The sequence below is a fragment of the Desulfosporosinus youngiae DSM 17734 genome (genome assembly GCF_000244895.1).
Taxonomy (GTDB): domain Bacteria; phylum Bacillota; class Desulfitobacteriia; order Desulfitobacteriales; family Desulfitobacteriaceae; genus Desulfosporosinus; species Desulfosporosinus youngiae.
Window position 1 is genome coordinate 4,309,943 of record NZ_CM001441.1, and the last position, 26,774, is coordinate 4,336,716.

At 47.8% G+C, this 26,774-nt stretch carries 27 protein-coding genes; 2 read left to right on the forward strand and 25 right to left on the reverse strand.

Going from position 1 to position 26,774, the window contains the following annotated elements; translation table 11 throughout:
* Nucleotides 1-7 precede the first annotated feature (7 nt).
* The 16 genes from DESYODRAFT_RS19990 to DESYODRAFT_RS20065 form a co-directional block, all read right to left on the reverse strand.
* Complete coding sequence (locus DESYODRAFT_RS19990; RefSeq protein ID WP_007785856.1) at nucleotides 8-979, reverse strand: ABC transporter ATP-binding protein; 972 nt, start codon at nucleotides 977-979, stop codon at nucleotides 8-10.
* Nucleotides 976-2,013 carry an ABC transporter ATP-binding protein gene (locus DESYODRAFT_RS19995; RefSeq protein WP_007785857.1) on the reverse strand — a complete coding sequence of 346 codons (1,038 nt, stop codon included), beginning with the start codon at nucleotides 2,011-2,013 and terminating at the stop codon, nucleotides 976-978. The genes DESYODRAFT_RS19990 and DESYODRAFT_RS19995 overlap by 4 nt, the downstream gene beginning before the upstream one ends.
* Complete coding sequence (nikC, locus tag DESYODRAFT_RS20000; protein ID WP_007785858.1) at nucleotides 2,010-2,858, reverse strand: nickel transporter permease; 849 nt, start codon at nucleotides 2,856-2,858, stop codon at nucleotides 2,010-2,012. Before nikC ends, DESYODRAFT_RS19995 begins: the two co-directional genes overlap by 4 nt.
* Nucleotides 2,855-3,808, reverse strand: coding sequence for a nickel ABC transporter permease (gene nikB, locus DESYODRAFT_RS20005; protein WP_345788200.1), 954 nt, complete (start codon nucleotides 3,806-3,808; stop codon nucleotides 2,855-2,857). The genes nikC and nikB (DESYODRAFT_RS20005) overlap by 4 nt, the downstream gene beginning before the upstream one ends.
* Before the next feature lie 17 nt (nucleotides 3,809-3,825).
* The gene (gene nikA / locus DESYODRAFT_RS20010) at nucleotides 3,826-5,469 is read right to left on the reverse strand and encodes a nickel ABC transporter substrate-binding protein (protein ID WP_007785862.1); all 1,644 of its coding nucleotides are present in this window, start codon (nucleotides 5,467-5,469) and stop codon (nucleotides 3,826-3,828) included.
* A 66-nt stretch (nucleotides 5,470-5,535) separates the two neighbouring features.
* Entirely contained in the window at nucleotides 5,536-6,324 is a 789-nt protein-coding gene (locus DESYODRAFT_RS20015; RefSeq protein WP_007785864.1) for a class I SAM-dependent methyltransferase, read from the reverse strand.
* Between the two features lie 225 nt (nucleotides 6,325-6,549).
* Nucleotides 6,550-7,293, reverse strand: a complete 744-nt coding sequence (locus tag DESYODRAFT_RS20020; RefSeq protein ID WP_007785866.1) for a class I SAM-dependent methyltransferase — start codon at nucleotides 7,291-7,293, stop codon at nucleotides 6,550-6,552.
* A 72-nt stretch (nucleotides 7,294-7,365) separates the two neighbouring features.
* Nucleotides 7,366-8,988, reverse strand: a complete 1,623-nt coding sequence (locus DESYODRAFT_RS20025) for an ABC transporter substrate-binding protein (RefSeq protein ID WP_007785868.1) — start codon at nucleotides 8,986-8,988, stop codon at nucleotides 7,366-7,368.
* 15 nt (nucleotides 8,989-9,003) lie between these two features.
* Entirely contained in the window at nucleotides 9,004-9,948 is a 945-nt protein-coding gene (locus tag DESYODRAFT_RS20030) for an oligopeptide/dipeptide ABC transporter ATP-binding protein (protein ID WP_242833495.1), read from the reverse strand.
* Between the two features lie 19 nt (nucleotides 9,949-9,967).
* On the reverse strand, nucleotides 9,968-10,753 hold the full coding sequence (locus DESYODRAFT_RS20035; protein WP_007785879.1) for an ABC transporter ATP-binding protein: 786 nt from the start codon (nucleotides 10,751-10,753) through the stop codon (nucleotides 9,968-9,970).
* Nucleotide 10,754: 1 nt separating this feature from the next.
* A complete protein-coding gene (locus DESYODRAFT_RS20040) occupies nucleotides 10,755-11,642 on the reverse strand; it encodes an ABC transporter permease (protein WP_242833496.1) in 888 nt (295 codons plus the stop codon).
* Nucleotides 11,643-11,670: 28 nt separating this feature from the next.
* Nucleotides 11,671-12,606, reverse strand: a complete 936-nt coding sequence (gene nikB / locus DESYODRAFT_RS20045) for a nickel ABC transporter permease (RefSeq protein WP_007785883.1) — start codon at nucleotides 12,604-12,606, stop codon at nucleotides 11,671-11,673.
* 79 nt (nucleotides 12,607-12,685) lie between these two features.
* Nucleotides 12,686-13,432 carry a class I SAM-dependent methyltransferase gene (locus DESYODRAFT_RS20050; RefSeq protein ID WP_007785885.1) on the reverse strand — a complete coding sequence of 249 codons (747 nt, stop codon included), beginning with the start codon at nucleotides 13,430-13,432 and terminating at the stop codon, nucleotides 12,686-12,688.
* A 243-nt stretch (nucleotides 13,433-13,675) separates the two neighbouring features.
* The gene (locus tag DESYODRAFT_RS20055) at nucleotides 13,676-14,500 is read right to left on the reverse strand and encodes a metal ABC transporter permease (RefSeq protein WP_007785887.1); all 825 of its coding nucleotides are present in this window, start codon (nucleotides 14,498-14,500) and stop codon (nucleotides 13,676-13,678) included.
* 5 nt (nucleotides 14,501-14,505) lie between these two features.
* Nucleotides 14,506-15,288 carry a metal ABC transporter ATP-binding protein gene (locus tag DESYODRAFT_RS20060; RefSeq protein WP_007785888.1) on the reverse strand — a complete coding sequence of 261 codons (783 nt, stop codon included), beginning with the start codon at nucleotides 15,286-15,288 and terminating at the stop codon, nucleotides 14,506-14,508.
* A complete protein-coding gene (locus tag DESYODRAFT_RS20065; RefSeq protein WP_007785889.1) occupies nucleotides 15,285-16,148 on the reverse strand; it encodes a metal ABC transporter solute-binding protein, Zn/Mn family in 864 nt (287 codons plus the stop codon). The genes DESYODRAFT_RS20060 and DESYODRAFT_RS20065 overlap by 4 nt, the downstream gene beginning before the upstream one ends.
* Before the next feature lie 278 nt (nucleotides 16,149-16,426).
* On the opposite strand from DESYODRAFT_RS20065, the gene DESYODRAFT_RS20070 reads away from it, so the two are divergent.
* Both DESYODRAFT_RS20070 and DESYODRAFT_RS20075 read left to right on the forward strand, forming a co-directional pair.
* Nucleotides 16,427-16,651, forward strand: coding sequence for a DUF1659 domain-containing protein (locus DESYODRAFT_RS20070; protein ID WP_007785891.1), 225 nt, complete (start codon nucleotides 16,427-16,429; stop codon nucleotides 16,649-16,651).
* A gap of 34 nt (nucleotides 16,652-16,685) precedes the next feature.
* Complete coding sequence (locus DESYODRAFT_RS20075) at nucleotides 16,686-16,925, forward strand: DUF2922 domain-containing protein (RefSeq protein WP_007785892.1); 240 nt, start codon at nucleotides 16,686-16,688, stop codon at nucleotides 16,923-16,925.
* Nucleotides 16,926-17,072: 147 nt separating this feature from the next.
* On the opposite strand, the gene DESYODRAFT_RS20080 is transcribed toward DESYODRAFT_RS20075, so the two are convergent.
* The 9 genes from DESYODRAFT_RS20080 to DESYODRAFT_RS20120 all read right to left on the reverse strand — a co-directional run bounded on the left by DESYODRAFT_RS20080 (nucleotide 17,073) and on the right by DESYODRAFT_RS20120 (nucleotide 26,760).
* Nucleotides 17,073-17,996, reverse strand: a complete 924-nt coding sequence (locus DESYODRAFT_RS20080; RefSeq protein ID WP_007785894.1) for a TIGR03943 family putative permease subunit — start codon at nucleotides 17,994-17,996, stop codon at nucleotides 17,073-17,075.
* A gap of 1 nt (nucleotide 17,997) precedes the next feature.
* Nucleotides 17,998-19,572: a permease gene (locus DESYODRAFT_RS20085; RefSeq protein WP_007785895.1), complete on the reverse strand. Its 1,575-nt coding sequence runs from the start codon at nucleotides 19,570-19,572 to the stop codon at nucleotides 17,998-18,000.
* A gap of 4 nt (nucleotides 19,573-19,576) precedes the next feature.
* Nucleotides 19,577-20,566: a CobW family GTP-binding protein gene (locus DESYODRAFT_RS20090; protein WP_007785896.1), complete on the reverse strand. Its 990-nt coding sequence runs from the start codon at nucleotides 20,564-20,566 to the stop codon at nucleotides 19,577-19,579.
* A gap of 87 nt (nucleotides 20,567-20,653) precedes the next feature.
* A complete protein-coding gene (locus DESYODRAFT_RS20095; protein WP_007785897.1) occupies nucleotides 20,654-21,073 on the reverse strand; it encodes a Fur family transcriptional regulator in 420 nt (139 codons plus the stop codon).
* A gap of 21 nt (nucleotides 21,074-21,094) precedes the next feature.
* Nucleotides 21,095-21,934: a metal ABC transporter permease gene (locus DESYODRAFT_RS20100; RefSeq protein WP_007785898.1), complete on the reverse strand. Its 840-nt coding sequence runs from the start codon at nucleotides 21,932-21,934 to the stop codon at nucleotides 21,095-21,097.
* Entirely contained in the window at nucleotides 21,912-22,688 is a 777-nt protein-coding gene (locus DESYODRAFT_RS20105; protein WP_007785904.1) for a metal ABC transporter ATP-binding protein, read from the reverse strand. The genes DESYODRAFT_RS20100 and DESYODRAFT_RS20105 overlap by 23 nt, the downstream gene beginning before the upstream one ends.
* 10 nt (nucleotides 22,689-22,698) lie before the next feature.
* On the reverse strand, nucleotides 22,699-23,682 hold the full coding sequence (locus tag DESYODRAFT_RS20110; RefSeq protein ID WP_007785905.1) for a metal ABC transporter substrate-binding protein: 984 nt from the start codon (nucleotides 23,680-23,682) through the stop codon (nucleotides 22,699-22,701).
* A gap of 1,022 nt (nucleotides 23,683-24,704) precedes the next feature.
* The gene (locus tag DESYODRAFT_RS20115; protein WP_007785906.1) at nucleotides 24,705-25,172 is read right to left on the reverse strand and encodes a MarR family winged helix-turn-helix transcriptional regulator; all 468 of its coding nucleotides are present in this window, start codon (nucleotides 25,170-25,172) and stop codon (nucleotides 24,705-24,707) included.
* Nucleotides 25,129-26,760 carry a DHA2 family efflux MFS transporter permease subunit gene (locus tag DESYODRAFT_RS20120; RefSeq protein ID WP_007785907.1) on the reverse strand — a complete coding sequence of 544 codons (1,632 nt, stop codon included), beginning with the start codon at nucleotides 26,758-26,760 and terminating at the stop codon, nucleotides 25,129-25,131. The genes DESYODRAFT_RS20115 and DESYODRAFT_RS20120 overlap by 44 nt, the downstream gene beginning before the upstream one ends.
* Nucleotides 26,761-26,774: the final 14 nt, after the last annotated feature.

Genomic DNA, 26,774 nt, shown 5'->3' on the forward strand with positions numbered 1-26,774 from the left:
GCTGACATCATATCCCATGACAAGCAACCCAGTGTTTTGGGGATATCTCCCTGACTGCCGGTTCCTCTTGCCGGCACCTCTCCATGACCTGAGGACAGCGGGGATGAAAGGAACAGCCGGCAGGCCGGTTTAAAGGATTCGGCGGTTCCCCCCTGAGCAGAAGCTGAGCGGCGTTTCTTTGGGCGGGATCAGGAAGGGGAACGGCAGAAAACAAAGCCTGAGTATAAGGGTGCCGGGCCGCCTCAAGGAGATTGCCCGCTTCCAGAATTTCCACAATCTTTCCCAGATACATCACTCCGACTCTATCGCTGATATAGTTAATAACAGCCAGATCGTGGGATATAAAAAGCAGGGACAGCCCCAGCCTTTCTTTTAAAGACTGGATAAGCTGCAGAATCTGGGCCTGAATCGATACATCCAGACTGGCTACACATTCGTCACACACCAAAAGCCGGGGCCCCAAGGCCAGCGCTCTGGCAATGGCGATCCTCTGGCGCTGCCCCCCGCTGAATTCATGAGGATAACGAAAGCGCGCGCCGGGCTCCAAGCCCACCATCTCCAGCAATTCCTCCACCCGGGCGGCCCAGGCCTTAGCTCCCCGCCGCTCATAATTTCTCAGGGGATCCCTGATAATCTCCTCCACAGACAAGCGGGGATTAAGGGAGGCAAAGGCATCCTGGAAAATCATCTGCACATTCCGCCGCCATTGGCGCAGCCTCCTCCCCTGCCAGGCTGTTATGTCTGCCCCTTCATAAAGGATTCTCCCTTGATCTGCTTTTTCCAGGCGCAGGAGCAGGCGGCCCAGGGTACTTTTTCCACAGCCGCTTTCCCCCACCAAGCCCAGAGTTTCCCCTTGCTTCAAATCAAAGGAAACCCCGTCTACAGCTCGGAGCTTTTTCCGTCTCTGCTTAACTCCCCCTGGTCCCGCATAATATTTGCCTAACTCTGAGACCTCCAGCAAAGGCAGGGTCTGCTTCACGAAGACACCGCCTTCCTGCTCAGGCCTTGAGCCCTATTTTTCTTGGTCATCCAGGTCAAGGGGAAATGGCAGGCTCCTTGATGCCCTGGCCTTTCTCCTACCTGCTGCAGGGTTGGGCGGCTTTGCCGGCAAATCTCCGCGGCGGCGGCGCAGCGAGGAGCAAAGGGACACCCCTGAGGAATCCGGCCCGCTTCAGGAGGCTGCCCTTTGATAACCCTTAGGGTTTGACCCCTGCCTTTGTCTAAATGGGGAATTGCCTGAAGCAACCCCTGGGTATAAGGGTGAGACGTCTGCCTAAAAAGAGCTTCCACCGTTCCGGTTTCCACAATAGTTCCTCCGTACATGACGGCCACCTCATCGCAAAGCTGGGCAATCACCCCCAGGTTGTGAGATACCAGGAGGATGGCAGTTTGAAATTGATCCTGCAATCCTTTCAATTCCGCAAGAATTTGAGCCTGAATGGTAACATCCAGAGCCGTGGTAGGCTCGTCGGCTAGCAGCACGTCGGGCTGCAAAGAGAGGGCCAGAGCAATCATCACCCGCTGCCGCATTCCTCCGCTTAGTTGAAAGGGATAGGATCTCATCAGCCGCTCCGGACAAGCCAGGCCCAGAGTGCTTAGCATACTTTCTGCCTTAAGCTTAGCCTCCTGCCTTTCCAGGGCCAAATGGGTCCGCAAGGTCTCCACAAACTGACCGCCAATCCGCCGCACCGGATTAAGGGCCGTATTGGGATCCTGAAAAATCATCCCGATCCTTTTTCCCCGAATCCGGCGCATCTCTCCCCGGGAGAGCTCCAAGAGATTCTCCTGCCCCAACAGGATTTTGCCGCCGGTTATTCTTCCGCCTGGGGGCAGCAGGCGCAGAACGGACAGGGCAGCCATGCTTTTGCCGCAGCCGCTCTCTCCTACCAGCCCTAAAACCTGCCCCCGGGACAATTTTAAATCCAGTCCTTGGATAATGGGCAGAATCCTTTTTCCCCTGGCAAAGCCCACCTGAAGGCCGCTTATTTCAAGAATAGACTCCGAACTCTTCATCCTGTCACCTGCTTTCCTGGTTTTTGCACTTCCCGCGGATCAAAGCAATCTCTCATCCCATCCCCCAATAAATTAAAGGCCAGGACGGTCATTAATATAGCCAGACCGGGAAAGATCATGATCCAGGGTGCCCTATACATGTAGGGACGACCATCGTTAAGCATCGCTCCCCATTCCGGCTGAGGGGGCTGAGCCCCCAGCCCCAAAAAAGACATGCCGGAAATAGTCAGAATGGTAGCCCCCATATCCAAGGTCGCCAGAACAATAATCGGAGACAATACATTCGGCAGAATATGACGCAGAACCAGGGATAAGTGACTGCCTCCCCCGGTGCGGGCAGCCTTAATGTATTCCTTTTCTTTACCGGAAGCCACCATGGCCCGGATAATCCGGGCATACCCCACCCACTGAACGGCTGTTATGGCAATCATGACATGGGCAATGCTGGGTCCCAGCATCCCGGCAATGACCAAAGCCAGAATCAAGCCCGGGAAGGCCAGCAGGATATCTATGATACCGACGATCAGATCATCCAGTTTTCCCCCTGCATAGCCTGCCAGGGTGCCCACCAGAGTTCCCAGAGACAAGGTCATACCTAAGACCAGAAAAGAAATGCTCAGAGAACTCCGTGCCCCGTGCAGGATACGCGACAGAATACACCTGCCCATGTGGTCCGTTCCCAAAAGATAACCGGACGAAGGGCTTTCCAGCCTGTGGTTCGTATTAACCTGAAGGGGATCATAGGGAGCGAGCCAAGGGGCTAAAACAGCAGCGGCCAGTATGACCGCGATTAAGATCAAGCCCAACAAGGCCAAAGGATCGTGCACTAAGCTTTTTAGTTTCATCCCTCCGCCCCCTTTTTGCCCAGACGCATCCGGGGATCAATAAAGGCATAGGAAATATCCACCAGCAGGTTAATCACAACAAAAATCAGGGCCATCAGCAGGACATATCCCTGCACCACGGCATAATCCCTGCCAAAAATTGAATCCACCAAATAGTGGCCCATCCCCGGCCAGGCAAAAATCGTCTCCACAATAACCGTCCCGCCCAGCAAATGGCCCAAGCTCATCCCGAAAGCGGTGACCAGCGGCAGCAGGGCATTTTTAAAAGCATGTCCCAGCAGAACCGTATTTTCCCGCAGCCCGCGGGCCCGGGCTGCCTGAATAAAATCCTGTCCCAGAACCTCCAGCATGCTGGCCCTCAGCAAGCGGGCATAAGTGGCGGACATTCCTAAGCCCAGAGTCAAGGACGGCAGCACCAGATGAGCCAAGCTGCCCCGTCCCATAACCGGCAGCAGGGAGTATTTCACTGCCAAAAGATAAATCATAATCAGCCCCAGCCAAAAGGAAGGCAGAGAGGCACCCAGCAAAGCGAAAAACCGACTAAGATGATCCACAAAGGTATTCTTAAACAAGGCGGAAACCAAGCCTAAGGGTAAGGAAACCAGAAGGACCACTATGGTCCCCGCCACAGTCAGTTCCAGGGTGGCGGGCATACGCAGTTTCAGCTCCTGGAGCACAGGAAGTCCGGTCTCGAAAGAAACTCCCAGATCTCCCCGCAGGACTTTACCGATCCAGTTGCGGTATTGAAGGGGAAGAGGATGGTTTAAACCCAATTTCTCCCTCAGCTCCTCCACCGCCTGGGGTGTGGCATCAATCCCTTCTGTCCGCAGCAAAATTTCCGCCGGATCTCCCGGGGTAAGGTGAACCATCCCAAAGGTAAGCAGAGACACCCCGACCAAGACAAAGAACAGAACCACGACTCTTTTGCAGATATATCTCAGCACTATCATCTACCTCGATAACTCATCTATTTTACGAGCTCCACCTTAGACAGTCCCGTACTTAATTCCCAAACATTGGCCGAGAAGCTGAAGCCCTGAACCTTTTTATTATATACGGCCACATTGGGGGTAACGGTGGTTGGAATTACGATAAATTCCTCGTTCATGAAGATATCGGCAATCCGCTCAAACTTGGCTCTGCGTTCCGCCGGTTCCATGGTCAGCAGGGCCTGTTCAAACTGGGGGCCTGCCTCTCCCTGAAATATCTTTCCTAAAAAAGGTCTGACATCCCTGAAGGACTTATAAATGCTTTGAGGATCGTATTGGACACCCCAGGAAATATCCGGCATAATGCCAAATTCGCCGGATTCTTTGCGCTCATAATAAACCGCCGATTCCACCGAGCTGATCTTAACCTTGATCCCGATTTCTGAAAGCTGGGCCTGAACCACTTCCGCCAAGGTTTTGGTGGTCAGAGCGTCCGAGGGGATGTTGCACAGGATCTCTAAGGTCTTGCCATCTTTGTCCATAAACTTATCCCCGTTACTATCCGCCCAGCCGGCAGCGGCCAAAAGCTGCTTAGCTTTCTCCTGATCCCTTCCCGGTCCCTTGACCTCTCCCAGAATCTCCGGAACCTTGGTGGAAAACATGGTATCCGACACACTTTCCATATCCTCATAAGCCACCTGATTAATTTCCTGCTTATCAATTGCCAGACATATGGCTTTCCGAACGGCCTTATCCGTCAAAAACTCAGCGCTGGGATTAAGCAGCAGAAACTGAGCCACATCCCCCATTTCCACGTTAGTATCTAAATCGGCTTTACCCTGCAGATTTTTTAAATCCAGATAAGAAACCGCACTCAGACCGCTGCCCACAATTAAGTCCACCTCTCCCGCCAGGAGGGCATTTAAACGGACGTTGGAGTCAGGTACAGGACGGATGGTTATCTTCTCCAACTTGGGTTTATCCCCCCAGTACTGATCATTGCGGACAAAGACCGCTCTTTCATCCTTGACATACTCTGTTAAGATATAGGGTCCTGTTCCTACCGGCTTGGCAAAGGCAATCCCATTTTCCCCGAACCCTCCCGGGCTTAAAAAGCGGGCGGGCCGCACCATGGTCAGTTCCAGCAGGGTAAAGGGATATGGACTCTTTAAATGCAAAACCACCGTATAGGGAGCCGTCACTTCTACGGACTTCAGATTATCAATCATAGGCAGCCAGCTATGCCGTTTGGCATTGGCCAGGACCGCTTCAAAGTTTTGTTTGACAGCCTGGGCATTAAAGTCCTGTCCATCAGAAAACTTTACATCTTCCCGCAGCTGAAAGACTAAGCTCAGTCCCTGGTCTTTAAACTCCCAGGAAGCTGCCAGACAAGGAATGATATTTCCTTCCTTATCCAAATTGACCAAAGGTTCATACACCAGAGTCTGGGCCCCCATATCACTGTCATAAAGATGAGGGTTCATAGTCCCCACATCCCCTACTCTGGCAATGGTCAATTCCTGGGGAACGCCCTTCTTGCCCCCGGTTTGTTCCGTCCCCCCCGTCCCGCAGCCGCTGAAAAATAAGAGGCCGATGAGCAGCCAACAGAGAACCGCCCTGTTTTTACTTGTATTTATTCTTAGTTTCAACCTTCTCTTATCCACCTCTGATTCATTTTTCACCTTTCTCTTACCCTCCTCTGATTTGCTTTCGCACAAGCACGGTCTTTTGCCCCAGGGTTTCTGCCCTTAAAAATCCTGTGATTTTAATCCATAGAGATAGTTGACCTCCGTTTTTTCCGCCCGGATCATAAAGGGCGGCATGGTGCGGTAGCGAACCTTGCTTATCTCGTCACTGATCAGTTCGCTTAAATCCCCCTCCACGTAAATTTTGCCGAAGCCCAGATTGAACAAGACAGGAACATCCCACTGGGGACGGCGGATTTTGCTGAAAAACAAGTCTTGCCCAATCCGGTTGCTTTCTTCCACATTGCTCGCCTCAAACTTCTTAAAGCCCAGCTTAACCGCTTCTTCCGTGTCCCGTTCAAACTCTTCCTGCCACTGGCTGTCCTGGGTCCACAAATAATAGTTGGCGTCAAAAATCAGCAGCCGGCCTCCGGGCTTTAAGACTCTGTGCCATTCCCGGTAAGCGGCAGGAGGGTCATACATCAGCCAGGTGACATTGCGGGTCAGAATCATATCGAAGGAGTTGTCCTCGAAGGCCAGCTTATGAGCATCCATTAAATGAAAGGAAACATCAAAGCCTGCCCCTTCTGCATTTTCTCGGGCGGTAGCCAGCATGCTCTCCGTACAGTCGATGGCTGTAACCTGATGCCCCATTTCGGAAAGGAGCAAGGGAAAGAAACCGGGGCCTGTGCCGATATCCAGAACTTCCAGTTTTTCTCCCGGAGGTCGGCTCTCCCGGAGCAGCCGAAGCCAAACCTCTTTTTGAACACCTTTTAATTCCCTTTGAATCGTCTCGTCATAACGCTCATTGGCCGTCTGCCAGTAGTTTTCAATCCGTTTTTGAATATGCATATCCTCACCCTTCCTTAAATTTTTATCAGACCCTTAATCGTTGCCCATTCCCCCTTTACTTTTGAAAAATCACCCCCCAAATCATCGAACCAATAAAAAAATCCATGGAGAAAAAGCTAATAGCTTAGCTAAACCTCCATGGTTTCCTACAAAATTATATAATTTTAAAATAATAACTTGTTCTAATGTTGAGAGCAGCGCTGTCGCTTACAGTAAATGGAGAATCTACTTTTCTACAACCAGCATAAACATGGGAGTCGAGCGGTGAATGACCTTTTGCCGTTCGTCATAGACTCGCTTGCCGATATCCATCTCATAGTAAATCTTCTTATGACCCAGTTCCACTAGAGCATTAAAATCCCACTGGGGCCTGATTCTTCGGCACATGGGCATACTTTTCCGGTAATCGATCATCTCGGCTGTGTACTGAGGAGGCTCCTCGCCAAACACTCTTCGGTAGTCCTCTTGATCTTCCTCAAATTTCCTCATGTATTCTTCATTGAAAAACCGGATATTCCAGTTGGCATCAAAAATAAGAATTCTGCCCTGGGGCCTTAAAACCCGTTTCCATTCTCTATAAGCCTTTTGCGCATCGATGAGAGTCCAGGTCACATTCCGGCTGATAATCAGGTCAAAACTTTCGTCTTCAAACTCCAGATTTTGACCGTCGGACACTCTGAAATCCGCTGTAACCCCTTCATTTTCGGCATTAGCCTTGGCTTCCTCAATCATGGCCCCGGTACAATCAATGGCGGTCACTCTGTTCCCGGCCTGGGACATGATGATGGCAAAAAACCCCGGGCCGGTACCCACATCTAGAATATCCATTGCGGTGGTTTTTCCGGCATTTTCAAGGATGATGTCCGTCCAGGCCTGCTTTTTAAAGCTGTTCAGCTCCACTTTGACGATATTGCTGTAATTGTTGGAACCGTCGGTCCAATTCTTAATCAGTTTTTCTTCGCTGTTCATCTATGCTCACCCCTGACTATTTTTCTTAAATACACACCTGAAGCCCGGTTATTCCACCTGGACTGAATCAGGTCACTTTACGTTAAGTTTCTGCCATTCAATAGGCGCGTAGTTATTCACGCCAATCTCAAAACCCGCTATTTTTTCCGTATTGACTGCAAAAGACGTAATTGGATAGTAAATAGGAATTGTCAGTGCTTCTTCGCTGATGAATTTAAAGACTCCGTCATAGTTCTGCTGTCTTTCGGTTTCGTCCAGCGTATTTAGGGTTTTAATAATATTGTTGTACAGCCCTTCATCATACCAGGCTTTGGCGGCGTTGCTGGTAGGGATAATGGAGAAAAGCTCAAGCAAGGAACCGTGAGGCATCCAGGAATCTGAGGCCGTTCTCATGAGAGCCAGGTCAAAAGCCTTTGTATTCATGGTGGCATCCTCGTAGCCGTTTTTGTCCAAAATATTGAGTTTTACTTTGATACCGATAGCTGAGAATTCGGATTGAACAAACTCGGCCAGGGGCTTCCATTCAGGGAATTCTTCCGTTGACAATACAAAGTTTAACTCCAGATTTTTCCCTTCTTTATCCCGAATTCCATCGTTATTGCTATCTTTATAGCCGGCAGCATCAAGCAGCTGCCTGGCTTTTTCCTTATCGTTGGAAAACCCGTAATTGTTTTCACTTGTGGTATAAGGAACCCCATTTTGATACAATCCCTTCGCCTCTAAGCCGATGTCGTCAAAAAGATCGGCGGCAATGCTTTGCTTGTTGATGGCGTAGTTCATGGCCAAGCGGACATTTTTGTCCTGAAGTGCTTCCACCTTTTGATTGAAGGCTATAAAGTGGGAGCACATAGTTCCTTGGGTATAGACCGCAAATTTTCCCGAGTTTTTAAGTTCTAAAAGACTCTCCATAGGGATCTTGCCGATCAGGTCACCGCCGAGAATGTCAACCTCGCCGCTTTGCAAAGCCAGGACTCGCGCCTGCCCGTCCGTAATTACCTTGAAGGTTATTTTATCGGCCTTAGGTTTTTCTCCCCAGTAATAGGGGTTGGGAACAAGGGTGAATTCCTGGTCTTTCGTATAGGATTCCAGCATCCAGGGGCCCGTACCCACAGGCTTGGTGAATTTGCCCATAACCTCTCCGGAAATTTCCGTGATGGAAGAAGGGCTTAAGAATCGCACCGGCCGGGGATAGGTCAGCTCTGTCAAAATCGGATAGGCTCCGTCCTTAAAGACAATTTTCACGGTATAATTATCCACCGCTTCCATACTCTCTACATTGAAAGACCTTAAGGTGGAATGACGTTTGTTGTTGACCCAGCGTTTCAGGTTGAAAATTACGGCATCTGCATTAAACTCCGTTCCGTCAGAAAATTTTACCCCCTCACGGAGCTTAAAGGTATAGGTTTTTCCATCCGGGGAAATGTCCCAGCCGGTCGCCAGTTGGGGAAGAATCTTTCCTGCTCCGCCGTCTTCAACAAAGCCCTCATAAATCATCTTATATAAAAAGTGCGGTCCGTTATAGGTTGCGGCATCCAGGTCCTCCATGGCGCCGTCACGATAAATGGCTACGACAACATCCTTTGCCTTTGTCCCCTCCGGATTATTTGCCGTTGCAGGGTTTTGGCTGCAGCCGGAAAGGATTAGGGCCAGGCAAAGCAAAAAGGCTGTCAGGGATGTGAAAAATTTCTTGCTCATGGTTTTCCTCCTACATTAATGATTATGGCAAAGATGACAAGCCACATAATACTCGTCATTCTTGGACATCAAGGCCGGCTGGTCGGTTAAGCAAATGCTTTGAGCATAAAGACAACGATTTTGGAAAATGCACCCTCTTTCAGGTAGTTTTAAGCCTTCACCTTCTCGAAACAACACCCTGTTTTTTTCTCTTTGATGAGGGTTGGGGATAAGAGTCGCCGCAAGCAGCGCTTTCGTGTAGGGATGCTGTACCTGCTCATTAATATGAGGGATGATTTCCACAATATTTCCCAGATACATGACCACCACCCTGTCACAGATCTTATTGACCGCGGAAAGATCATGGGAAATAAATAAATAGGTAAAACCAAACTGCCGCTTTAAGTCCGTCAAAAGGCTCAAAATCTGGTTCTTTAAGGCATAGTCGATGCTGGACACGGCTTCGTCGCAGACCACGAATTCAGGATTGAGAATTAAGGCCCTGGCGATACCCACCCGCTGCCTTTGTCCTCCGGACATTTCATGACCGTAGCGGGTCAGATAGGTTTTGTTAAGCCCCACTCTTTCCATGATCTCCACAACTTTTTTCTTTTTCAGCTCTTTAGCTTCCCGGCTGTAATTATTAAGGGGTTCACTGATGATTTGCTCGACCGTAAAATAGGGATTGAAGGCATTAGCGGTTCCTTGAAAGATCATCTGCATGCTGCTTCTGATTTTCCGCATTTGCTTAAAGGAATAATCTGTTATGTCCTGCTGCTTAAAAATAATTCTGCCCCGGGTTGGCTGCTCCAGCTTTAAAAGCATTTTTGCCAAGGTGCTTTTGCCGCAGCCCGACTCCCCGACTAAGCCTAAAACCTCTCCCTTTTTGATGGTCAAGTTGATATTAAACGCAGCATATACCGGAGGCTTTTCTTTGCTGTTGTAGGACTTATAAACTCCTTTGATTTCGTATAGATTCACGCTTTCACCCTTTTTCGAATTAGAAAATAGACTTAAGCAGAGATTTTGTATACTCATGCTTAGGCCGGTCAAAGACCTCATACACGGTTCCGCTGTCGACTATTTTTCCGTCGTTCATCACATAAACATCATCGGCCATTTGAGCTACAACTCCTAAATCATGGGTAATCAAGAGGATAGCCATGCCTTCATTTTTTAAACGCACCAGTTCTTCCAGGATGGCTGCCTGGGTTGTCAGATCCAGGGATGAGGTGGGTTCGTCGGCAATAAGCACTTTGGCCCGGGCCAGCAAGCCCATGGCTACCATGACTCTTTGGCACATTCCTCCGCTTAACTCAAAAGGATAGCTTTCCAGAATTTGATCCGCATTCCTCAGGCCGACACGGGCAAGCACCTCTCTGAACCTGCTTAAAGCCTCTTGTTTGCTGATTCCTTTATTGTGGGTGCGGATTACCTCGAAAAGATGGGTCTTAATTTTTTCCACAGGATTCAGGGAACTGGTGGGTTCCTGAAAGATCATGGCTATTTCCTGGCCCCTGATTTTTAAAAGCTGCTTTTCCGATAAATTTCTCAGGTTAACCCCATTGAGCCATATCTCTCCCCCGCTAATTTTTCCCGGCTTGTCGATAAGGTTAAAAACCGATAAAGACATTACCGACTTTCCGCTTCCGGAACCGCCTACAACGGCGGTTATTCTGCCTGTGTACACATCCAGGCTGACCCCATCCACAGCTTTGACCACCTGTTCTTCTAAATAAAAGTGAGTTTTAAGGTTGATGATGGATAGAATGGGCTGCTCAGTCATTTCAGTCCTTATCCTCCTTTATGACTGCCATATCTCCTGAAGATGGAATGAGAATATCGTTCAGTCCCTCCCCTAAACTATTGAAGGCAAACACGGCCAGCATAATTGCCAGCCCAGGCCAAAGCAGCATTAAGGGATAAGAAGTCAAATACTGTCTGCTGTCGCTCAGCATCACGCCCCAATCGGCGGTGGGCGGCTGGGAACCCAAGCCGATAAAGGAAAAGCCGGCGACATGCATAATGACCGCTGCAATTCGCAGGGTGGCCAAGACGATGATGGGAGAAATGGCATTCAAGGTGATGTGTTTAAGGATGATCGTCGTCCGGCTGCTGCCGGCAGCGATGGCCGCCATGACAAACTCCTTTTCTTTAAGCTTTATCACCATGCTGCGCACAATTCTGGCGAAAGGGGCCCACCATAGCAGGACGAAAACAATCATAATATTGACGATGCTGGGGCCTAAAACTCCTACGATTGCTAAGGCCAAAAGGCTGGAGGGAAAGGTTGAGGCAATATCCGCCAGACGCATAACGGCATTATCCAGCCATCCTCCCCCATAACCTGCCAGAATACCGAGAGGGACTCCGATTGCCAGCATAAGCGCTGTGGCCATAATGGCTGTGGTGAGGCTTGTCCTGATACCATAGATCAGCCTTGACAAGATACATCTGCCCAGCTGGTCTGTTCCCAGGGGGAATTCCAGACAAGGTTTAAGCAATTTGGCGGTTAGATCCACCTCATAGGGATTATGAGGGGACACATACGGGGCAAAAATACCGGCCAATATAAAGATGCTTATAATACCTAATCCCAGCATGGCTAATTTTTGTTTTTTGAACTTCCGCAAGCTATTTTTGACTAAAATACTGACCATCCCTCTCTGCGGCAACCAAAAGATATCTTCCCGGTATTTCCTGTTACTTTAGTTGTATTTTGGGATCTATGTAAAGGTATAAAATATCCAGCAAAAGATTTACGGCAATGAACGTAACGGCAACGATCATTATATATCCCTGGATAACCGGCAAATCTTTAAGTTTGATACTGTCAATAGCAAATTTCCCGATACCGTTCCAGGAAAAGATGGTCTCACAGGCAAACTGACCTGCTAATAGATGTCCGAAGTCCACTCCTATAAGGGTAATGCAGGGCAGCACCGCGTTTTTCAAGCCATGCTTCAGCAAGGCAGCGTTTTGGCTTAGTCCTCTGGCTCTTGCCGCTCTCATAAAGTCGTAATGGCTGATTTCTATGAGATTATTTCTTAAAATTCTGGTATAGATAGCTATGTGACTGACACTAAGGGTAAAGGCCGGCAGGAAAATATTCTGCCATTTACTTCCGGAGATGACCGGAACAAGGTTCAACTGAACTGCAAAAATATATAAAAGCATCAGACCCAGCCAGAAATCCGGCATTGTAACACCCACAGTAGATAGAAATCGGAAAAAGTGATCAATTATGGAATCCTTGTATCTGGCTGAAAGCAGGGCTATGGGTATAGCCAAGAGAATTGAAATAGTCATTGCTGCAACAGCCAACTTTAAAGTTGCGGGAAATCTGGAGAGGATTTCTTCCGAGACGGGTTTTTTGGTTTGAAAGGATACCCCAAAATCCAGCTTAGCTGCTTTGGTCAGCCAGTTAACATATTGGACAGGCAGCGGTGCATTCAGTCCCAACTCTTCCCGTACGGCTGCAACGTTTTGTTCAGTAACCTCTAAGCCTTCACTGCGTATGATTATCTCCGCAACATCCCCGGAGGACAGGTTGCTTAAGGCAAAGGCCAATATACTGACGATCATCAGCATGGGGATGACTTGCAGCACCCGTTTAATAATGAGTTTAGATTTTTTCATGTCTTCTCGCCTTCCAACTCCTCACATCCTTCTGTTGATCAATTCCGGGACAGCCTTCCTGTCAGGGGGGTTGCTCAGTTTACTTTTCTCCGCCTGCCAGAAACATAGGGGTCGACCTATACAAGACCTTGTCATCCTCATCCCTAACCAGGTCGGAAATATCCATGTTAATAAAGATTTCCTTAAACCCGGCATCAATCAGCGCACCGGCATCCCAATGAGGACGAAGGCGGGAACTTAAGAACAGGTCTTTGGCTATGCGCTCCCCTTCTGCAGGATCAACATGTCCTCGACGGTGAATCCCTCTCCGTTCAGCCTCGGCCATGTCTGCCAGGTATCTGGCCTGCCATTCAGGGTCGTTCAGGCGTAAGTTCCAATTAGCATCGAATACCAACAATCTCCCCTTGGGCTTAAGAACTCTATGCCATTCTCTATAGGCAGTCTGGGGATCACGAAGAGTCCAGGTCAGATTCCGGCAGAGAATCAGATCAAAGGAATCATCCGCAAACGAAAGAGCATGTGAATCCATTAAAACGTATTCGGCTCTCAACCCCAGCTGTTCCAGATTGTTTTGCGCTTCAAGCAGCATGTTTTGTGTACAGTCGGTGGCCGTGACTTTATGCCCCATTTCAGCGGTCAGCATAGCAAAAAACCCCGGGCCGGTGCCGATATCCAAAACCTTTAAGGGATTGCCGGCCGGCCTATACCGCTGAATCAAACCTGCCCAAGCCTGTTTCTTGAAGCTGTTCATCTCTCTCCAAATCCCTTCGCTGTAGCGGGAAGCCTCCCCCTCCCAGTAATTTTTAATCCTAGTCTGCATTTCCATCCCTTTCACTCCATTTCTTCAATCATAAAAAAAGACCACGAAGCCGACCCTAATGGGTCAACCTCCATGGTCTTTGCAATACCTTCATGGTTTTGCCGATAGATATTTTCTGGCTATTTTAGAGTTGATTCTACAATCTCTTCGTAAATTCCTGCTAAATACTTATATTTTCAAAAAAGTTTATTTTGCCGCCCAGCCTGAGGAGCCGGATAGATTAGTAAACAGAACATGGATACCCTATGCTCAGTTGCGACCGAAAGCTGACCTCACTACCCAACGGAAAATATACGCTAAAAAATAACAGCTTACGGATAAAATCACGATAGAAGCACCGGACGCAATATTCAGCCAATAGGAAATCCCAAGCCCCGTCAGACAAAAAATATTGCCAAGAATCACCGCATAAATCATGCGGTCTCTAAGTATTGAAGAAAGCATCCCTGCCAGGGCTGCTGGTGCCGTCAGTAAAGCAAGCACCAGGATAATGCCCACCACCCGGATCAGAACCACCACAGTCATTGCTATCAGAACCAGAAGAAGATATTCCAAAAAGGCAGTTTTGATACCGATTATTGAAGCAAACTCCTCGTCAAAAAGAAAGGCTTTCCAGTTATCGAACAATAGGATCATTATAAACAATACAATGAAAGTTAAGCTGATCATCAGATAAAGATCCGCTTTGGTCACGGATAAAATACTGCCGAAGAGATATGAACTCAGGTCCGGCGGGTATCCCGGCATCAGGGCAATAAAAAGAATGCCCAGGGCCATGCCCAGTGACCAGAACATGCCGATGATTACTTCAGAATTTGCACTGCCTCTTCTTTTAATGAAACCTATTCCCAGGGCTGCGCCTATGGAAAACAAAAAAGCCCCCAGGATCGGCTCAAAACCCAGGAGATACCCTAAGCCTACCCCCCCATAAGAAGTATGGGCGATCCCTCCGCTCATCATAATTAACCTTTTTTCTACTATAACCACGCCAATCATTCCGCAGACAATACTGGCCAGGATACTGGCAAGTACCGCATTTTGCAGAAACTGATATTCCAAGAGTGCCTTCATCATGTTAGTTAACCCTCCTTATGCTCTTTCATCAACCGGCGAGGTACTCCATGGGCAATAAGATCAACGGGAGAGCCATAGAGGCTATTGACAAGCCTTTCGCTAAGCTCTGGTTCTCCGTGATACACTAAATGTCCATTGAGACAAGCCAGGGTTCGAACCTGAGAGGAAATAGCCCTTAAATCATGGGTTACCAAGATGATGGTCATTTGTGTATTTAATTCCGCAAGCAAGTCGTATATTTGATCCCGCGAGCTTGCATCCACGCTGGCCGTTGGTTCATCCAGCAGCAAACACCTGGGGTTGACAGCAAGTGCTCTTGCTATCAACATCTTTTGAAACTCGCCGCCGGATAGAGCCGCTATTTGTCTGCTTGCCAGGTGATAAATGCCTACCCGTTCAAGCAGCTCTTCCGTACCCTCTTGATCAGCTCCGGTAAATTTATGCAAGGGTGTTAATCCCGGTTTTAATTTCCCCATTAACACTACCTCTCGTGTTGTTATGGGAAAGCTCCGATTTAAGCCGCTAAACTGCGGGACATATCCTACCAAGCCTTTATTCCCGCGAAAGGCTTGGCCATAGATCTGAATTGTTCCGGACGCCTTTGGTACCAGCCCGAGAATTGCTTTTAATAAGGTTGATTTTCCGCCTCCGTTAGGTCCTATAATTCCCAAATAGCCGCCATCGTCCACATCAAGACAAACACCTGCAATTGCAGGTGTTTGTCCATAATACACCGATAAATTCTCTATCTGAACAGCCTTTTTAGTGACACTATTCAAGCCGCTCATTTCATTGTTCCCGTTATGGCTTTGGCCATGGTCTGCAGGTTGGTTATATAGTCCGCCGAAAGAGGATTGAGCATCTCTTTTATCCCTCCGATTTCTTCAGCGAAGGCTTGGGGCTGCTTGCTGTCAATTTCGGCCTGGGAAAAGATAACCTTTATGTTTTCGGCTTTGGCAAGATCAATCATTTCCGCTAAATGCTGTGGAGTAGCCTCTTTACCACTCTGTTCAAGGGCATACATGGTCAGTCCGTAATCATCGGCCAAATACCCATAAGCAGGGTGGAAGACAATAAACGTTTTGTTATTCAGACCTTCAACCATTGCTTTTATATCCCTATCAAGCTGATCTAACTTCTTAAGATACTCTTCCGCATTTTGCTTGTAGATCTCTGCGTTTTTCACATCCAAAGAACTCATTTCCTGAGCAATGGTCTCCACCATAACCTTTGCTCGTTTAGGAGACAGCCAAATGTGGGGATCCCGTTTTCCCGGGCTAAACTCCAGGTCAGGATATTTTTCTGCTACCTTAGTATTCAGATCCACAACGATCATATCTTTGGCTTTAGGCAAAATATTGGCCTTCTCTGTAGGTACTCCAATTGTGAAATAAATAGCTGATTTACTGAAAGCTTCCATTTCCAGCGGTGTTGGTTCATAATTGCCGGGACTGTTTCCCGGCGGAACTATGGCTATTACCTCCACTAAATTCCCGCCTACCGCTTCAACAAGAGCTTTTTGGGGGAGCACGGTTACAGCAACCGTTGTTTTTATGTCCGATGCTTCTGTTTTCTCGGTTCTGCTGCACCCGGTCATCAAGAGAAAGCAGCTCATGAGCGTCACCAGAATAATCATTACTCTTTTCATTTTTTTCCTCCAATTCTCACTTCATCAGATAATATAAGTCAAATGCAAATGCAATGCATCTGCATTTGACTTATATTATCTTGTTTAATGAGCATATGTCAATAAAAAATAATGTAACTTTCAGGATAATCCTGCCAAAATTACAAACAACCCAAGAGGTTGGCTGGTTCGGAGATTCTTTTTGTTTCAGAGGGTAACTCTCGGGTGTACAAGCCCATAGAATATAGGGACATGCCGGAACAGCCGGTTTGTCAAAACGATCAGAAAGGAGGACAAAAATGCCAATAATAACTGAATCTTTGAATTCGACCCTGGTAGCAGTTTACCAAAGCGGATCTACTCCCACCGGGAGCCCGGTGACCAGGCAAAAAAGCCTGAACTATGTGCGGTCCGACGCCTCTGAAGAAGCCCTTTACGATGTTGCCCGGGCGTTATTCAGCCTGTCACTGCATCCGCTGCTGGAAGTGCTGCAGCGCAAAAACTTCCGGCTGATAGAGGAGTAACCGTTAAAAAATCCAAAGCAAAGGAGGTGAGCTTGTGACCATTACCAATACCAAAGTGATCAGGTTAAGTTTCAGCACCGAGGGAGGAAAGACGTTTACCATAACGATTCCCAATCCCCGGGAAGACCTGAATCAAGCTGAGGTCCTGGCCGCTATGAATACGATTGTTTCCGGTAATATTTTCCTGACGAGCAGCGGTGCCCTCACAGGCATACGGGACGTTAAGGTCATCGGCACTATTACCGAAGATCTTTTTGACCCGCCGCAGGCTTAAGCGCCACCTTTATCCAACACGGACCTAACCCCGGCAACAAGCAAACGGCCGGCCAAGTCTGACCTGGCCGGCCGCGCCTTAACCACATTCATCACATTGCCTCCCATATTCCGCCGTCATTAGAATACACAAATAAAAAGACCTAATTTAATAGGGAGATACATACCCTTTCACTTCTTCCGCGGGTGTAATTTTCGTCACGGAAATCTGCGGGTCATCGTATTCCACATCATTGTAGATATAGCTTCCTATAAATAGAGTACCTTCAACCGTAACCCATGAATCCGCTTTCAGCTCGGCAGCCTTATCATAGTTGCAGAGCAGTCCGGCAGGCGCTAAATCTGCGACACAGCAGGACATCATTAAACGGGCGGGTACGAATTCATCTGCTTGGAGCATTCCAGGGTCTTTGAAAACAAACCCCGTTATCACGACCGTGTACCCTTTATAGCGTTCCATATTCCCATATAGTTCGGAAATCCACACGCCGAAATCCTCATTGGCTACTGTGATTTTCTTATTCCTGACATCCAGACCGGGCAGGTCGGTCGAATATTTCTCTTCGGACACATCGGTTTGCGGAGCGGGAACAGGGATGTCTATCGAATCGGATGGATTATCCCCGGCGGGATCAACGCTGTTCTCCGGGAGATCCGCGGCCGGCATACTGGTTGCGGCATTAACGCTGGAATTGCCCGGGGGAGTCTGCTTTTTGGGTGTGCCATAAGAATTCTGAGCGGATAGACCTAAAAAAGCATTTCCGCCCATATAATTGCCGGAAAGATCGGCAGCGCTGAGAGAGGTATGAGGGAGCAACAGCAATAAAATAGGAATTGCCAAGACCAGGCAATGAGCGGAGCGTAGTTTGTGCTGCGGGCGAAAAAGCCTGCCCAGCCCCGTACAAGCCCAGATTCCCATGACAATTGCCGTGAAATAGAGATAAGGCTCCATTCTGGGCGTGACATAAGAAAGGTATTTGCCACTGCGCACCAAAAAGAATATCAATCCTCCAAAAGCAGAATAGCACAGGAACTCTAAGAAACTTTGCGGATTAAAGGCCCTTGCCTGCATATTACATCCCTCCCAAGCTGGAGAATAAAAAGACTATGGCAAAACATACAATAAAAGCCGTCAATACTAGTTTGACAATAAAACCCTTGGTAAACCCGGAGGAAAGCATCATCACATTTTTAATGTCCATCATCGGCCCAAACACCAAGAAGCCCATGATCGCACCCATGGGGAACTGGTTGGCAAAGCTGCGCGCCACAACCGCGTCGGAGGATGAACATAGAGATAGGACAAAGGCCATAGCCATCATAATTGCCATGGAAATTGCCAAGCCTGCGCCACTCTGAGCAGTGGTGAATATCCCTGTTCCCAAGGTTTGAAATAGGGAGGAGATAAAGATGCCAATCACCAAATATTTACCCACACTGAAAAATTCCGCTTGGGAATGCCGTATAAACAGACCGGCCTTGCCTTTAAAAGTAGTAATGGATTCGGCGTCCTCGTAGCAGCCGCAGCTGCACATCAGCCGGTCAAGAGCCCCTCCGGACAATACACGGCCTTTCGCTGCCCAGCTGCCAACGATAAGTCCAATGCTGACAGCGGCTGCAATCCCCCAGCACACGCGACTGATCACAATCGTCATATCCCCATTGAACGCATAATAGGTGGATAGCATAACCACCGGATTGATCACCGGCGTCGCTGTCATAAAGGTAACGGCGACGGGAAGCGGAATACCCTTTCTAACCAAACTTCTGAAAATGGGAATAGAAGCACAGTCGCAAACTGGAAGGCAGAAGCCGCCCAATATTGCAGCCGCCATACCCAAGCCGGTTGATTTAGGAAACCTGCGTTCAATGGCGTCTTGAGGGACAAAAACTTGAATTGCAGAGGATAGCAATACCCCTATCAGTAAGAACGGAACAGCCTGCAGCATTATCCCCAAAAACACGTTGATGATTGTATTGACCGGAATTTGCAGGATCTCCGCCAGCGGCTTGAGCGCAAAGTACAGGACGGCAAGCAAGAGGATCATCAGGAAGAATCGATTGAGCGGGCGCTCTTTTTTCACGAAAAGCTGTTTATATAAATCATGATAGGCCTTCAGTTCGATGATCTTAACCCCGGGATTAATTTCATTCAACAGGTGCCGAATTCGCTTAAACATCGCTGCCGAACCCGCATTGCGTACAACGGCCAAATCGCAAGTTGAAATCTGCTCGGGCAGAGCGCCTCCCGTCCTGCCCAGCAAATTTTCGATATTCCCCGCGTCGGCTATATGTATGACTTTTTGAATCTTGCACAGGCTGCGCAGTGAAGCGTGCAAAAACAAAGCCTGCAGCTGCGCAAAGGGGACGACACCGTTCCATTCGATCCATATTTCATCAAGCTCGCGGCTTTGCAACAAGCTGCGGATTTGTTCGACAATTTGCTTTGGCTGCTGTTCCAAAATCTTTTTGGGGACGGAGAAGCATGGGCAGTTGCCATACCGGCTTTGAAAATCCTCTTCGCCGCTTTCAAACTGAATGACAATCATCCTGACATCCCGCCAGTCCCGCCTGTTCAGCAGATGATTCAGAAATGTCGTTTTACCGGCATCCAGGAAACCGGTCACAACATAAACGGGTATCGCCATAACCTCACTCTCCGCCAAAGAGAATGACCAACTCCTGCCGGTTTAAATTCCGGCCAATAAAGCACAGCATATCACCGCCGGCGGCGCATTTTGTGATCTTTAAATCTCCGGGGAGATATTGCAGATTCACCCATCCGCTTGTACCGCGAACGATACCTTTAGCACGGAGGATGGTGCCTTTTGCACCCTGCTCCATCTTCGAAACCCGGGCCTTCAGATCCTCCCTGCTGAAAATCCGCTTTGTCCGTATGGTTACTGTGTCAAAGATATCTTCTGCCCCATGGTTATGATGACCGGAAGAGCAATGCTCCCCGTGAACCTGGGCACCATGATGTCCGCAGCTGCACCCCTGCCCGTGGCTGCAGTGCTCCCCATGCCCATGGTGTTTATGATGCTTATGATGCTCGTGCTCCGGATGCAGGATCTCAGCGGCAGTGATACGGCTCCACGCTTTGGCAATGATAGCCGAGTGGGCATTCAGCTCTCTCACCAGCTTATAGGCGGAGTCCACCTTGTCAGGGAACGTCTCGGTCCGGCTTAACAGCACGACATCCGCATGTTTGATTTGATCTTCAAAAAACTCACCGAAGTTGTCCAGATACAGTTTGCAGCGTTTCACATCCGCGACGGTAATTTTACACTTAACCGTTGCCAGGGGCTTAAGGCGGGGATCAGAGCAGGCCTTTATAATGTCCGACAGTTTACCGACGCCGGATGGTTCAATGATGATTTTGTCAGGGCGGAAGCGATCCAAAAGCTCTTTGAGAGCTTTTACAAAATCGCCCGAAAGGCTGCAGCAAATGCACCCGGCATTGATTTCTTTTACTTCAACACCACTGGATTTGAGCAGTGCGGCATCGATACTGATCTCACCGAAATCATTTTCAATGAGGACGACCTTCTCATTCCGGAAAGCCTCTTTGAGCAGTTTCTGGATCAGCGTGGTTTTTCCCGCTCCTAAGAAACCTGAGATGACGTATAGTTCCGCGGCCATTGGCATCCTCCTTTAATCAGCAAATATGTTTGTACAGTAAGTATGTCTATGCACACCAGACAAGCATATGACAGGGGAGCGCCAATATCATATGCTTACAGACGAACACTCCCCGCAATACCCATATATTTCCAAATTATGACCCATAACACGAAAATCATCATCTTTGATCTTCGGCATAAACTTCTCCACCGGGCAATTATCCATTGAGAGAATTTTGTGGCAGCACAAACATACGGCATAGTGCTTATGCTGAAAACGGTTGAGCTCATAAAGGGCCATATCATTGCTCATCATAGCAATTTTGACAACCAGGCCTTTCTTCACAAAAAGCTCCAATATGCGATAGACGGTAGAACGCCAAGCGGATTCACCGTCTTTTTCGATTTCGGAGTAGATTTCCATGGCACTTAGAGGCTTATCCGCCTGTTCCAGCACGGAGAGCACACTTTCACGGGGTTTAGTCTTTTTCATGCCGGAAGGCCAGCCTTTTTGTTCCTCTTTCAATGGTTATTCACCCCTTTACATTTACTTGACATAACTACGTTTATCCGCAGTCAATACAATGCGGGCCAACATTTTTTTCGTCAACAAAATCAACACCAGGCATAGAACACCTATCAGCACGATGGTTCCTCCGGGTTTTAAGCGCGCATAATAGGCCGTGAACAGCCCGGTTACCATGAAGAAAACAGCGAAGCAGACCGAGTATATGACCGTCTGCTTGTAGCTCTTGCCCAACTGCATGGCGCAGGCCACCGGAACAACCATCAGTGAGGAAACAATCAGGGCACCCACCGTGCGTGCGGCAACAGATACCGTAACGGCTGTCAGTATGGTAAAGATAACGTTGATAACCCTTACCGGAACCCCCGCGAGCCGCGCGGCTCTTTCATCCAGAGCGATATAAAACAACTCTTTATACAACAGAACAAAGGCAAGCATAATTGTACCGCTGATACAAGCCACCAGTATCATTTCAAAATCGCTGATGGCAACGATGCTGCCGAACAAAAAACTGTTGAAATTAGCCGCGTTTTTCACGAAGCCGGATAATACACCAGCCAGCCCGACACCTGCCGACATGATGATGGCGATGGACATCTCCGAGAACTTAGGTATCTTTTTGCGGATGACCTCAATGCCCAGCGCGGCGGCGATACAGGCGGCAACCGCGCCCAATATGGGGTTGATACCCAGGATCAGGCCGGCGGCCACACCGGCCAGGGAGGTATGGGACAAGGCATCCCCTATCATCGAGAGGCGCTTTAACACCACAATGATCCCGATACAGGGGATGATGAGGGCCAACAGAATTCCGACTATGAAAGCCCGCCGCATAAAATCATATTCCAGAATCACTGCCATACCCTTTATCTCCTTCTTGCCGGCGTTGATCGTCGTTGGCCGGGTGCTTGTGCCTGTGTAAAAGCTCTTCATCGACCTGGGATTTTTCCAGTTCCACAAGAGACCCTTCTTCCAGACATAAAATCCGTGAAACATAGTTTGCCGCTCTGCCCGTATCATGGGTAACCATCACAATCGTAAGACCTGTTTTCCGATTTAATTGTGACAGCAATTCATAAAGGGATCGTACGGTTTGGGCGTCCACGCCGGTGGTGGGCTCGTCGAGCAGCAAAAGCACCGGATCGTTCACCAGCACCCGCGCCAGCATGACCCGCTGCTGCTGGCCTCCCGAAAGCTCGCCGATCAGCCGCTTGGAGTAGGCAGCCATATCCACCAGCTCAAGGGCGCGCTGTGTTTTCTCACGATGCTCCTTTTTCGGAAACCGCAACAGCCCAATCTGGGAAAAAAGGTTTGCTTTGACGATTTCCTCAGCAGTAGCGGGAAAGCCGGCACCGCTTTGGAATCCGGCTTGCGGCAGATAGCCGATTTTCGGCCAGTTCCTGAATTGATGGATATCCTGATCAAATAGCCGGATGTTCCCCACTGCCGGGGCAAGCTCTCCCAATAGGAGACGCAATAAGGTGCTTTTGCCCGTACCATTCGAGCCGATGATAGCGACAAAATCCCCTTGAGAAACGGAAAAGCCGATTTTCCTGAAAACCGGCTCATTCCCGTGATTGAAACTCAAATTATCCACTTCGATTACCTTAGGCATTATAATCCCCTTACTGCAGTGCCGTCTTGAGGTTTTCTAAATTTTGACGCATAACGGAGAAGTAATCCCCACCGGCCGCCCGCTGCTCGTCGCTCAGACCTTCTATCGGACTTAAAACATCCGTGCGGGCGTCAATGGCTTTCGCTATGGTTTCGGCCACTTTGGGACTTACCAATTCCTCGAAGAAGATCACCCTTACCTTATGCTCTTTAGCGAACTCAATGATTTCAGCCACCCTCGCCGGGTCGGGTTCGGAATCGGGGGACAGACCTTCGATCCCAACCTGATTTAAGCCATAGGCCGCGCACAAATAACCAAATGCTTGATGGGCAACAATAATGTCTTTGTTCGGCAGAGGGGTAAGGGTATCTTTGAACTCTTTGTCAAGTACGTCCAGATCGGCTGCATATTTCGCATAGTTCGCCTCATAATAATCCTTGTTATCAGGATCCGCCTGGACAAAGGCGTTTTTGATGTTTTCCATTTCCGCCTTGGCATTTAAGGGGCTTAGCCAAACATGGGGATCGTATTTCTCCTCTTCGTCGGAATGTTCATCTGCTGCTGCATCAGCATGCGCCTCTTCTTCGCCCTCATGCTCATGGTGGTGCCCCTCCCTAAGAGTTAAGCCCTTCGACGCTTCAACAACAACCAGGTCTTTGTTTTGCAGGGATTCCAAAACGTCCTCAGCCCAGTGTTCCATACCGGCTCCGTTATAAATGAAGACGGCGGCTTTTTCAAGCCCTGTGATATCGGCGGCCGTCGGCTCCCAATCATGGGGTTCGCTTCCGGCCGGAACCATGTTCACGACAGAAACTTTATCCCCGCCAATCTTTGCTGCAAAATCGTACATCGGATAAAAGCTTGCATAGACGGACAGCGTTTCTTTTTGAGTTTGGCTGTCGTCTGCCTTTGATGAAGGGGACGTGGTACCGCACCCCGCAAGCAGAAATAAAACCAAACTCCCAGCTAAAAGTAAACTCCAGAACCTTTTCATGTTTCAATAACCTCCTCCAATTATGTAATTTTTATAACCATTCTTGTTTGCGCCGTTGAAAGCACTCCTTGCAGATGAGAATCTTGTTGGTGTACACAGCCCTCTTCAACCCTCTTCTTTGTAAATATATGCCACACCGGAACCTTAAATGCAAATGCATTGCATTTGCATTTATTATATTTTGGTAAATTAGAGATGTCAAGTCAAATTATAGGTCTCCAAAAAGCGTATTAACTGAATATAAAAGGGGTAGCCGGAATAAATCGGCATAAAATAATACAACTATTTAAATACAATAGTGTTTGTATTCGCTTCTAAAATGTAACTAATCCAGGAAACATGGCGTGAAGATTACCTAATGAATAGACGAACAGCGAAGGTATGCCCGTTATGGAGGGACCCTCCATAACAGGCATACCTTCGCTTCACACCATTTAGAATTCTCAGCAAAGCAGATGCCGGATCAAGTGATTCTTAGCTTCAGATGGAGTTTGCCCAAGAGGAATACTTACTCCAGCTGAAGCTTAGAAGAACTTATCCAGGGACGTAGCAGCCGTTATCTCCCTCTTATAGAAGATGGGAGTTTTACGGCTGGTAGTCATCGGATAAACGGATACAATCGTTCTTTAATCAACCGGGTTTACTCAAAAAAAAGAAGACCCAAGCTGACAGATCCTACTCAAATAATCTTGATTGGTATGAAAAATTATACCTACAAATTGAATTGCAAATCATTATTTTTGTGACTATTCAGGTACTCAGTTAATTAACCACAGATTACACAGATTAACACAGATTAAAAAAATACATTTTTAGCTCCAAACTATCAATCGCTTGTAACGCAATTGATAGTCGCCAAAGCTGATAAAAGGCCGATTTAATCCTGTAGCTTTGAGATAATTAATCATTATCGTCGCTTTCATTGACTCCCATCTTCGCCATTTTTTATACTTAATCCTTTTTAATCTGTAAAATCTGTGTTAATCTGTGGTTTCTCTTAGCGTTCTTTTCAAACCTTCGCTTTAAAGTTCATCCTTAGCGATTAAACAATGTAATGTCTCTAATCCGACAATAATTTTATGCAGATCATCCTTACTGGCATCCTTAAGGATATCGTAAATGTATTTATGGATTAAATCATGCAGGGCATTATTTTTCTGCCATTCAGGCGACAATGACAGACGAACGGTCCTCCGGTTACTTTCCGGGATTTCCCTGATTACTACGCCCTGATTGACCAAACGATCTACGATTCCTGATACCGTACTTTTGGAAAGACCTAAACAGTCACTTAGCTCGTTTAAGGTTGAAAAGGGATTCTTATGCAGACCCATAATCAGGCCAATTTGGGGCCCGGTAAAACCAAACTGTCTTGATTTCTTGTAGATATGATCCCGATAGATTTTGTGGATAGATTTAAATAGAAATACTATTCGTTCAGAATCGTTACTCCAGGGCTGCTGCCATTCGGGCTTCTGATTCTGTTCCATTTAATACCTCCCCTTTGGTAAGACCTTTCCCGGCTTGATCCTTCCTGGGCTTTTTTCTGGTTTTCATCATCAGTACCATAAAGATCGCCAGAAACACGGCCAGAACCGTTACAGCTATGACATAATTCATAGCATCCAGATAAGCCTGTGCGTAAACCATTTTCCCGAGAGTTGTCAACGCTGACCCGTAAGCCTCCCCTTGAGATAATCCGTTTTTCATATAAATTCCTTGCAAGCCCTGCAGGACAGAGCCTGCAGTATGATTAAACGGAGTAATCTGCTCAGTCAGCCGGGCGTAGTTTTCCGTTGATCGCGACGAAATCATGGTTGTCATAAATGTAATAGCCAAGGCGTTTAAGATACTGCGGACTGTCGTGGACAAAGCAGTCGCTTTCCCGAAAAGATGTTTGGGAACATCATTCATACCTGCAGTATTAACCGGCATCATGGCAAAGCCAAGTCCAACCCCTCTTAACGCTGCTACTAAAGTAATTGTTGACATAGGTGTATTCATATTAAACATCGACATTTCATAAGTGGCAAAGGCCACGATAATAAGACCGGGAATTGTCACAACCTTTGCCCCAAATCTGTCAAAAAGCGCACCACTTATAGGCATCATCAACCCTGAGGCTATGGCTGAGGGAAACAGGATTAAACCGGTTTCCATTGCAGTATAACCTCTTATATTTTGTAAAAACAGTGGTAAGACATACATTCCGCCCATCAAAGCCAGAGTCGTCACACCCGTAATAAATTGGCTTAGAGTAAAATTATAAACTTTGAAGACTCGCAAATCAAGCAAAGGGTCCGGATGAGTCAATTCATTGACGACGAAAATCAGCAGACTAAATAAGCCGAAGGTGAGAATCAAAGGAAATTTAACATTCCCCCAGTCAATGGAATTGCCTTCGCCGAAAACATAGAGAACGCTGACAATACCTGAAATCGAAGAAATAAATCCGATGTAATCAAAATTCCCTTTATAGGGTTTTAAAGCGGTTTCTTTCAGCAACAGCCCTGCAACAATAACTCCGATCACACCCACCGGAACATTAACGTAAAAAATAAAGCGCCAATCCATATGGGCTATAATATAGCCGCCCAAGGTCGGGCCAATTGCCGGGGCGGACATTGAAGCGATACCCCAAAAGCCCAACGCCTTACCACGTTCATGAACAGCAAAGATCTGCATGATGTAGGCCATTCCCACAGGCATGATTGCCCCGCCGCCAATAGCCTGTATCACGCGAAAGACAATCATGGTATTGGTACTCCAGGCCAGGCCGCACAGAAATGATCCTATGGTAAAAATACCCAAGGCCCCGATAAAGAGTTTTTTAATCCCAAAGGTATCACTGATGAAGCCTGTTATAGGGACTACCGCACCCATTGTCAAAGTGTATCCCGTTAGTATCCACTTAATGGTTTCCAAATCCGAACCAAAAACATTCATCATTTTCGGAATCGCAATATTAACAATACTGCTGTCCAGCATTACCATAAACGTTCCAATCACAACGACGAGCAAGGCCGACCATTTATATAAGCCATCACCCGCATTTTCAGGCATGTCATTCCCCGCCATCTTACACACACCTC

Coding starts and splice junctions, on each gene's coding strand:
- nikB (WP_007785883.1), bottom strand. CDS start 12,606: ATGAAAAAATCTAAACTCATTATTAAACGGGTGCTGCAAGTCATCCCC.
- DESYODRAFT_RS20110 (WP_007785905.1), bottom strand. CDS start 23,682: ATGAAAAGGTTCTGGAGTTTACTTTTAGCTGGGAGTTTGGTTTTATTT.
- DESYODRAFT_RS20120 (WP_007785907.1), bottom strand. CDS start 26,760: ATGGCGGGGAATGACATGCCTGAAAATGCGGGTGATGGCTTATATAAA.
- DESYODRAFT_RS20100 (WP_007785898.1), bottom strand. CDS start 21,934: ATGGCAGTGATTCTGGAATATGATTTTATGCGGCGGGCTTTCATAGTC.
- DESYODRAFT_RS20070 (WP_007785891.1), top strand. CDS start 16,427: ATGCCAATAATAACTGAATCTTTGAATTCGACCCTGGTAGCAGTTTAC.
- DESYODRAFT_RS19995 (WP_007785857.1), bottom strand. CDS start 2,013: ATGAAGAGTTCGGAGTCTATTCTTGAAATAAGCGGCCTTCAGGTGGGC.
- DESYODRAFT_RS20015 (WP_007785864.1), bottom strand. CDS start 6,324: ATGCATATTCAAAAACGGATTGAAAACTACTGGCAGACGGCCAATGAG.
- DESYODRAFT_RS20025 (WP_007785868.1), bottom strand. CDS start 8,988: ATGAGCAAGAAATTTTTCACATCCCTGACAGCCTTTTTGCTTTGCCTG.
- DESYODRAFT_RS20105 (WP_007785904.1), bottom strand. CDS start 22,688: ATGCCTAAGGTAATCGAAGTGGATAATTTGAGTTTCAATCACGGGAAT.
- DESYODRAFT_RS20055 (WP_007785887.1), bottom strand. CDS start 14,500: ATGATGAAGGCACTCTTGGAATATCAGTTTCTGCAAAATGCGGTACTT.
- nikC (WP_007785858.1), bottom strand. CDS start 2,858: ATGAAACTAAAAAGCTTAGTGCACGATCCTTTGGCCTTGTTGGGCTTG.
- DESYODRAFT_RS20115 (WP_007785906.1), bottom strand. CDS start 25,172: ATGGAACAGAATCAGAAGCCCGAATGGCAGCAGCCCTGGAGTAACGAT.
- DESYODRAFT_RS20050 (WP_007785885.1), bottom strand. CDS start 13,432: ATGGAAATGCAGACTAGGATTAAAAATTACTGGGAGGGGGAGGCTTCC.
- DESYODRAFT_RS20065 (WP_007785889.1), bottom strand. CDS start 16,148: ATGAAAAGAGTAATGATTATTCTGGTGACGCTCATGAGCTGCTTTCTC.
- DESYODRAFT_RS20060 (WP_007785888.1), bottom strand. CDS start 15,288: ATGAGCGGCTTGAATAGTGTCACTAAAAAGGCTGTTCAGATAGAGAAT.
- nikB (WP_345788200.1), bottom strand. CDS start 3,808: ATGATAGTGCTGAGATATATCTGCAAAAGAGTCGTGGTTCTGTTCTTT.
- DESYODRAFT_RS20090 (WP_007785896.1), bottom strand. CDS start 20,566: ATGGCCGCGGAACTATACGTCATCTCAGGTTTCTTAGGAGCGGGAAAA.
- DESYODRAFT_RS20035 (WP_007785879.1), bottom strand. CDS start 10,753: ATGACTGAGCAGCCCATTCTATCCATCATCAACCTTAAAACTCACTTT.
- DESYODRAFT_RS20020 (WP_007785866.1), bottom strand. CDS start 7,293: ATGAACAGCGAAGAAAAACTGATTAAGAATTGGACCGACGGTTCCAAC.
- DESYODRAFT_RS20085 (WP_007785895.1), bottom strand. CDS start 19,572: ATGGCGATACCCGTTTATGTTGTGACCGGTTTCCTGGATGCCGGTAAA.
- DESYODRAFT_RS20080 (WP_007785894.1), bottom strand. CDS start 17,996: ATGCAGGCAAGGGCCTTTAATCCGCAAAGTTTCTTAGAGTTCCTGTGC.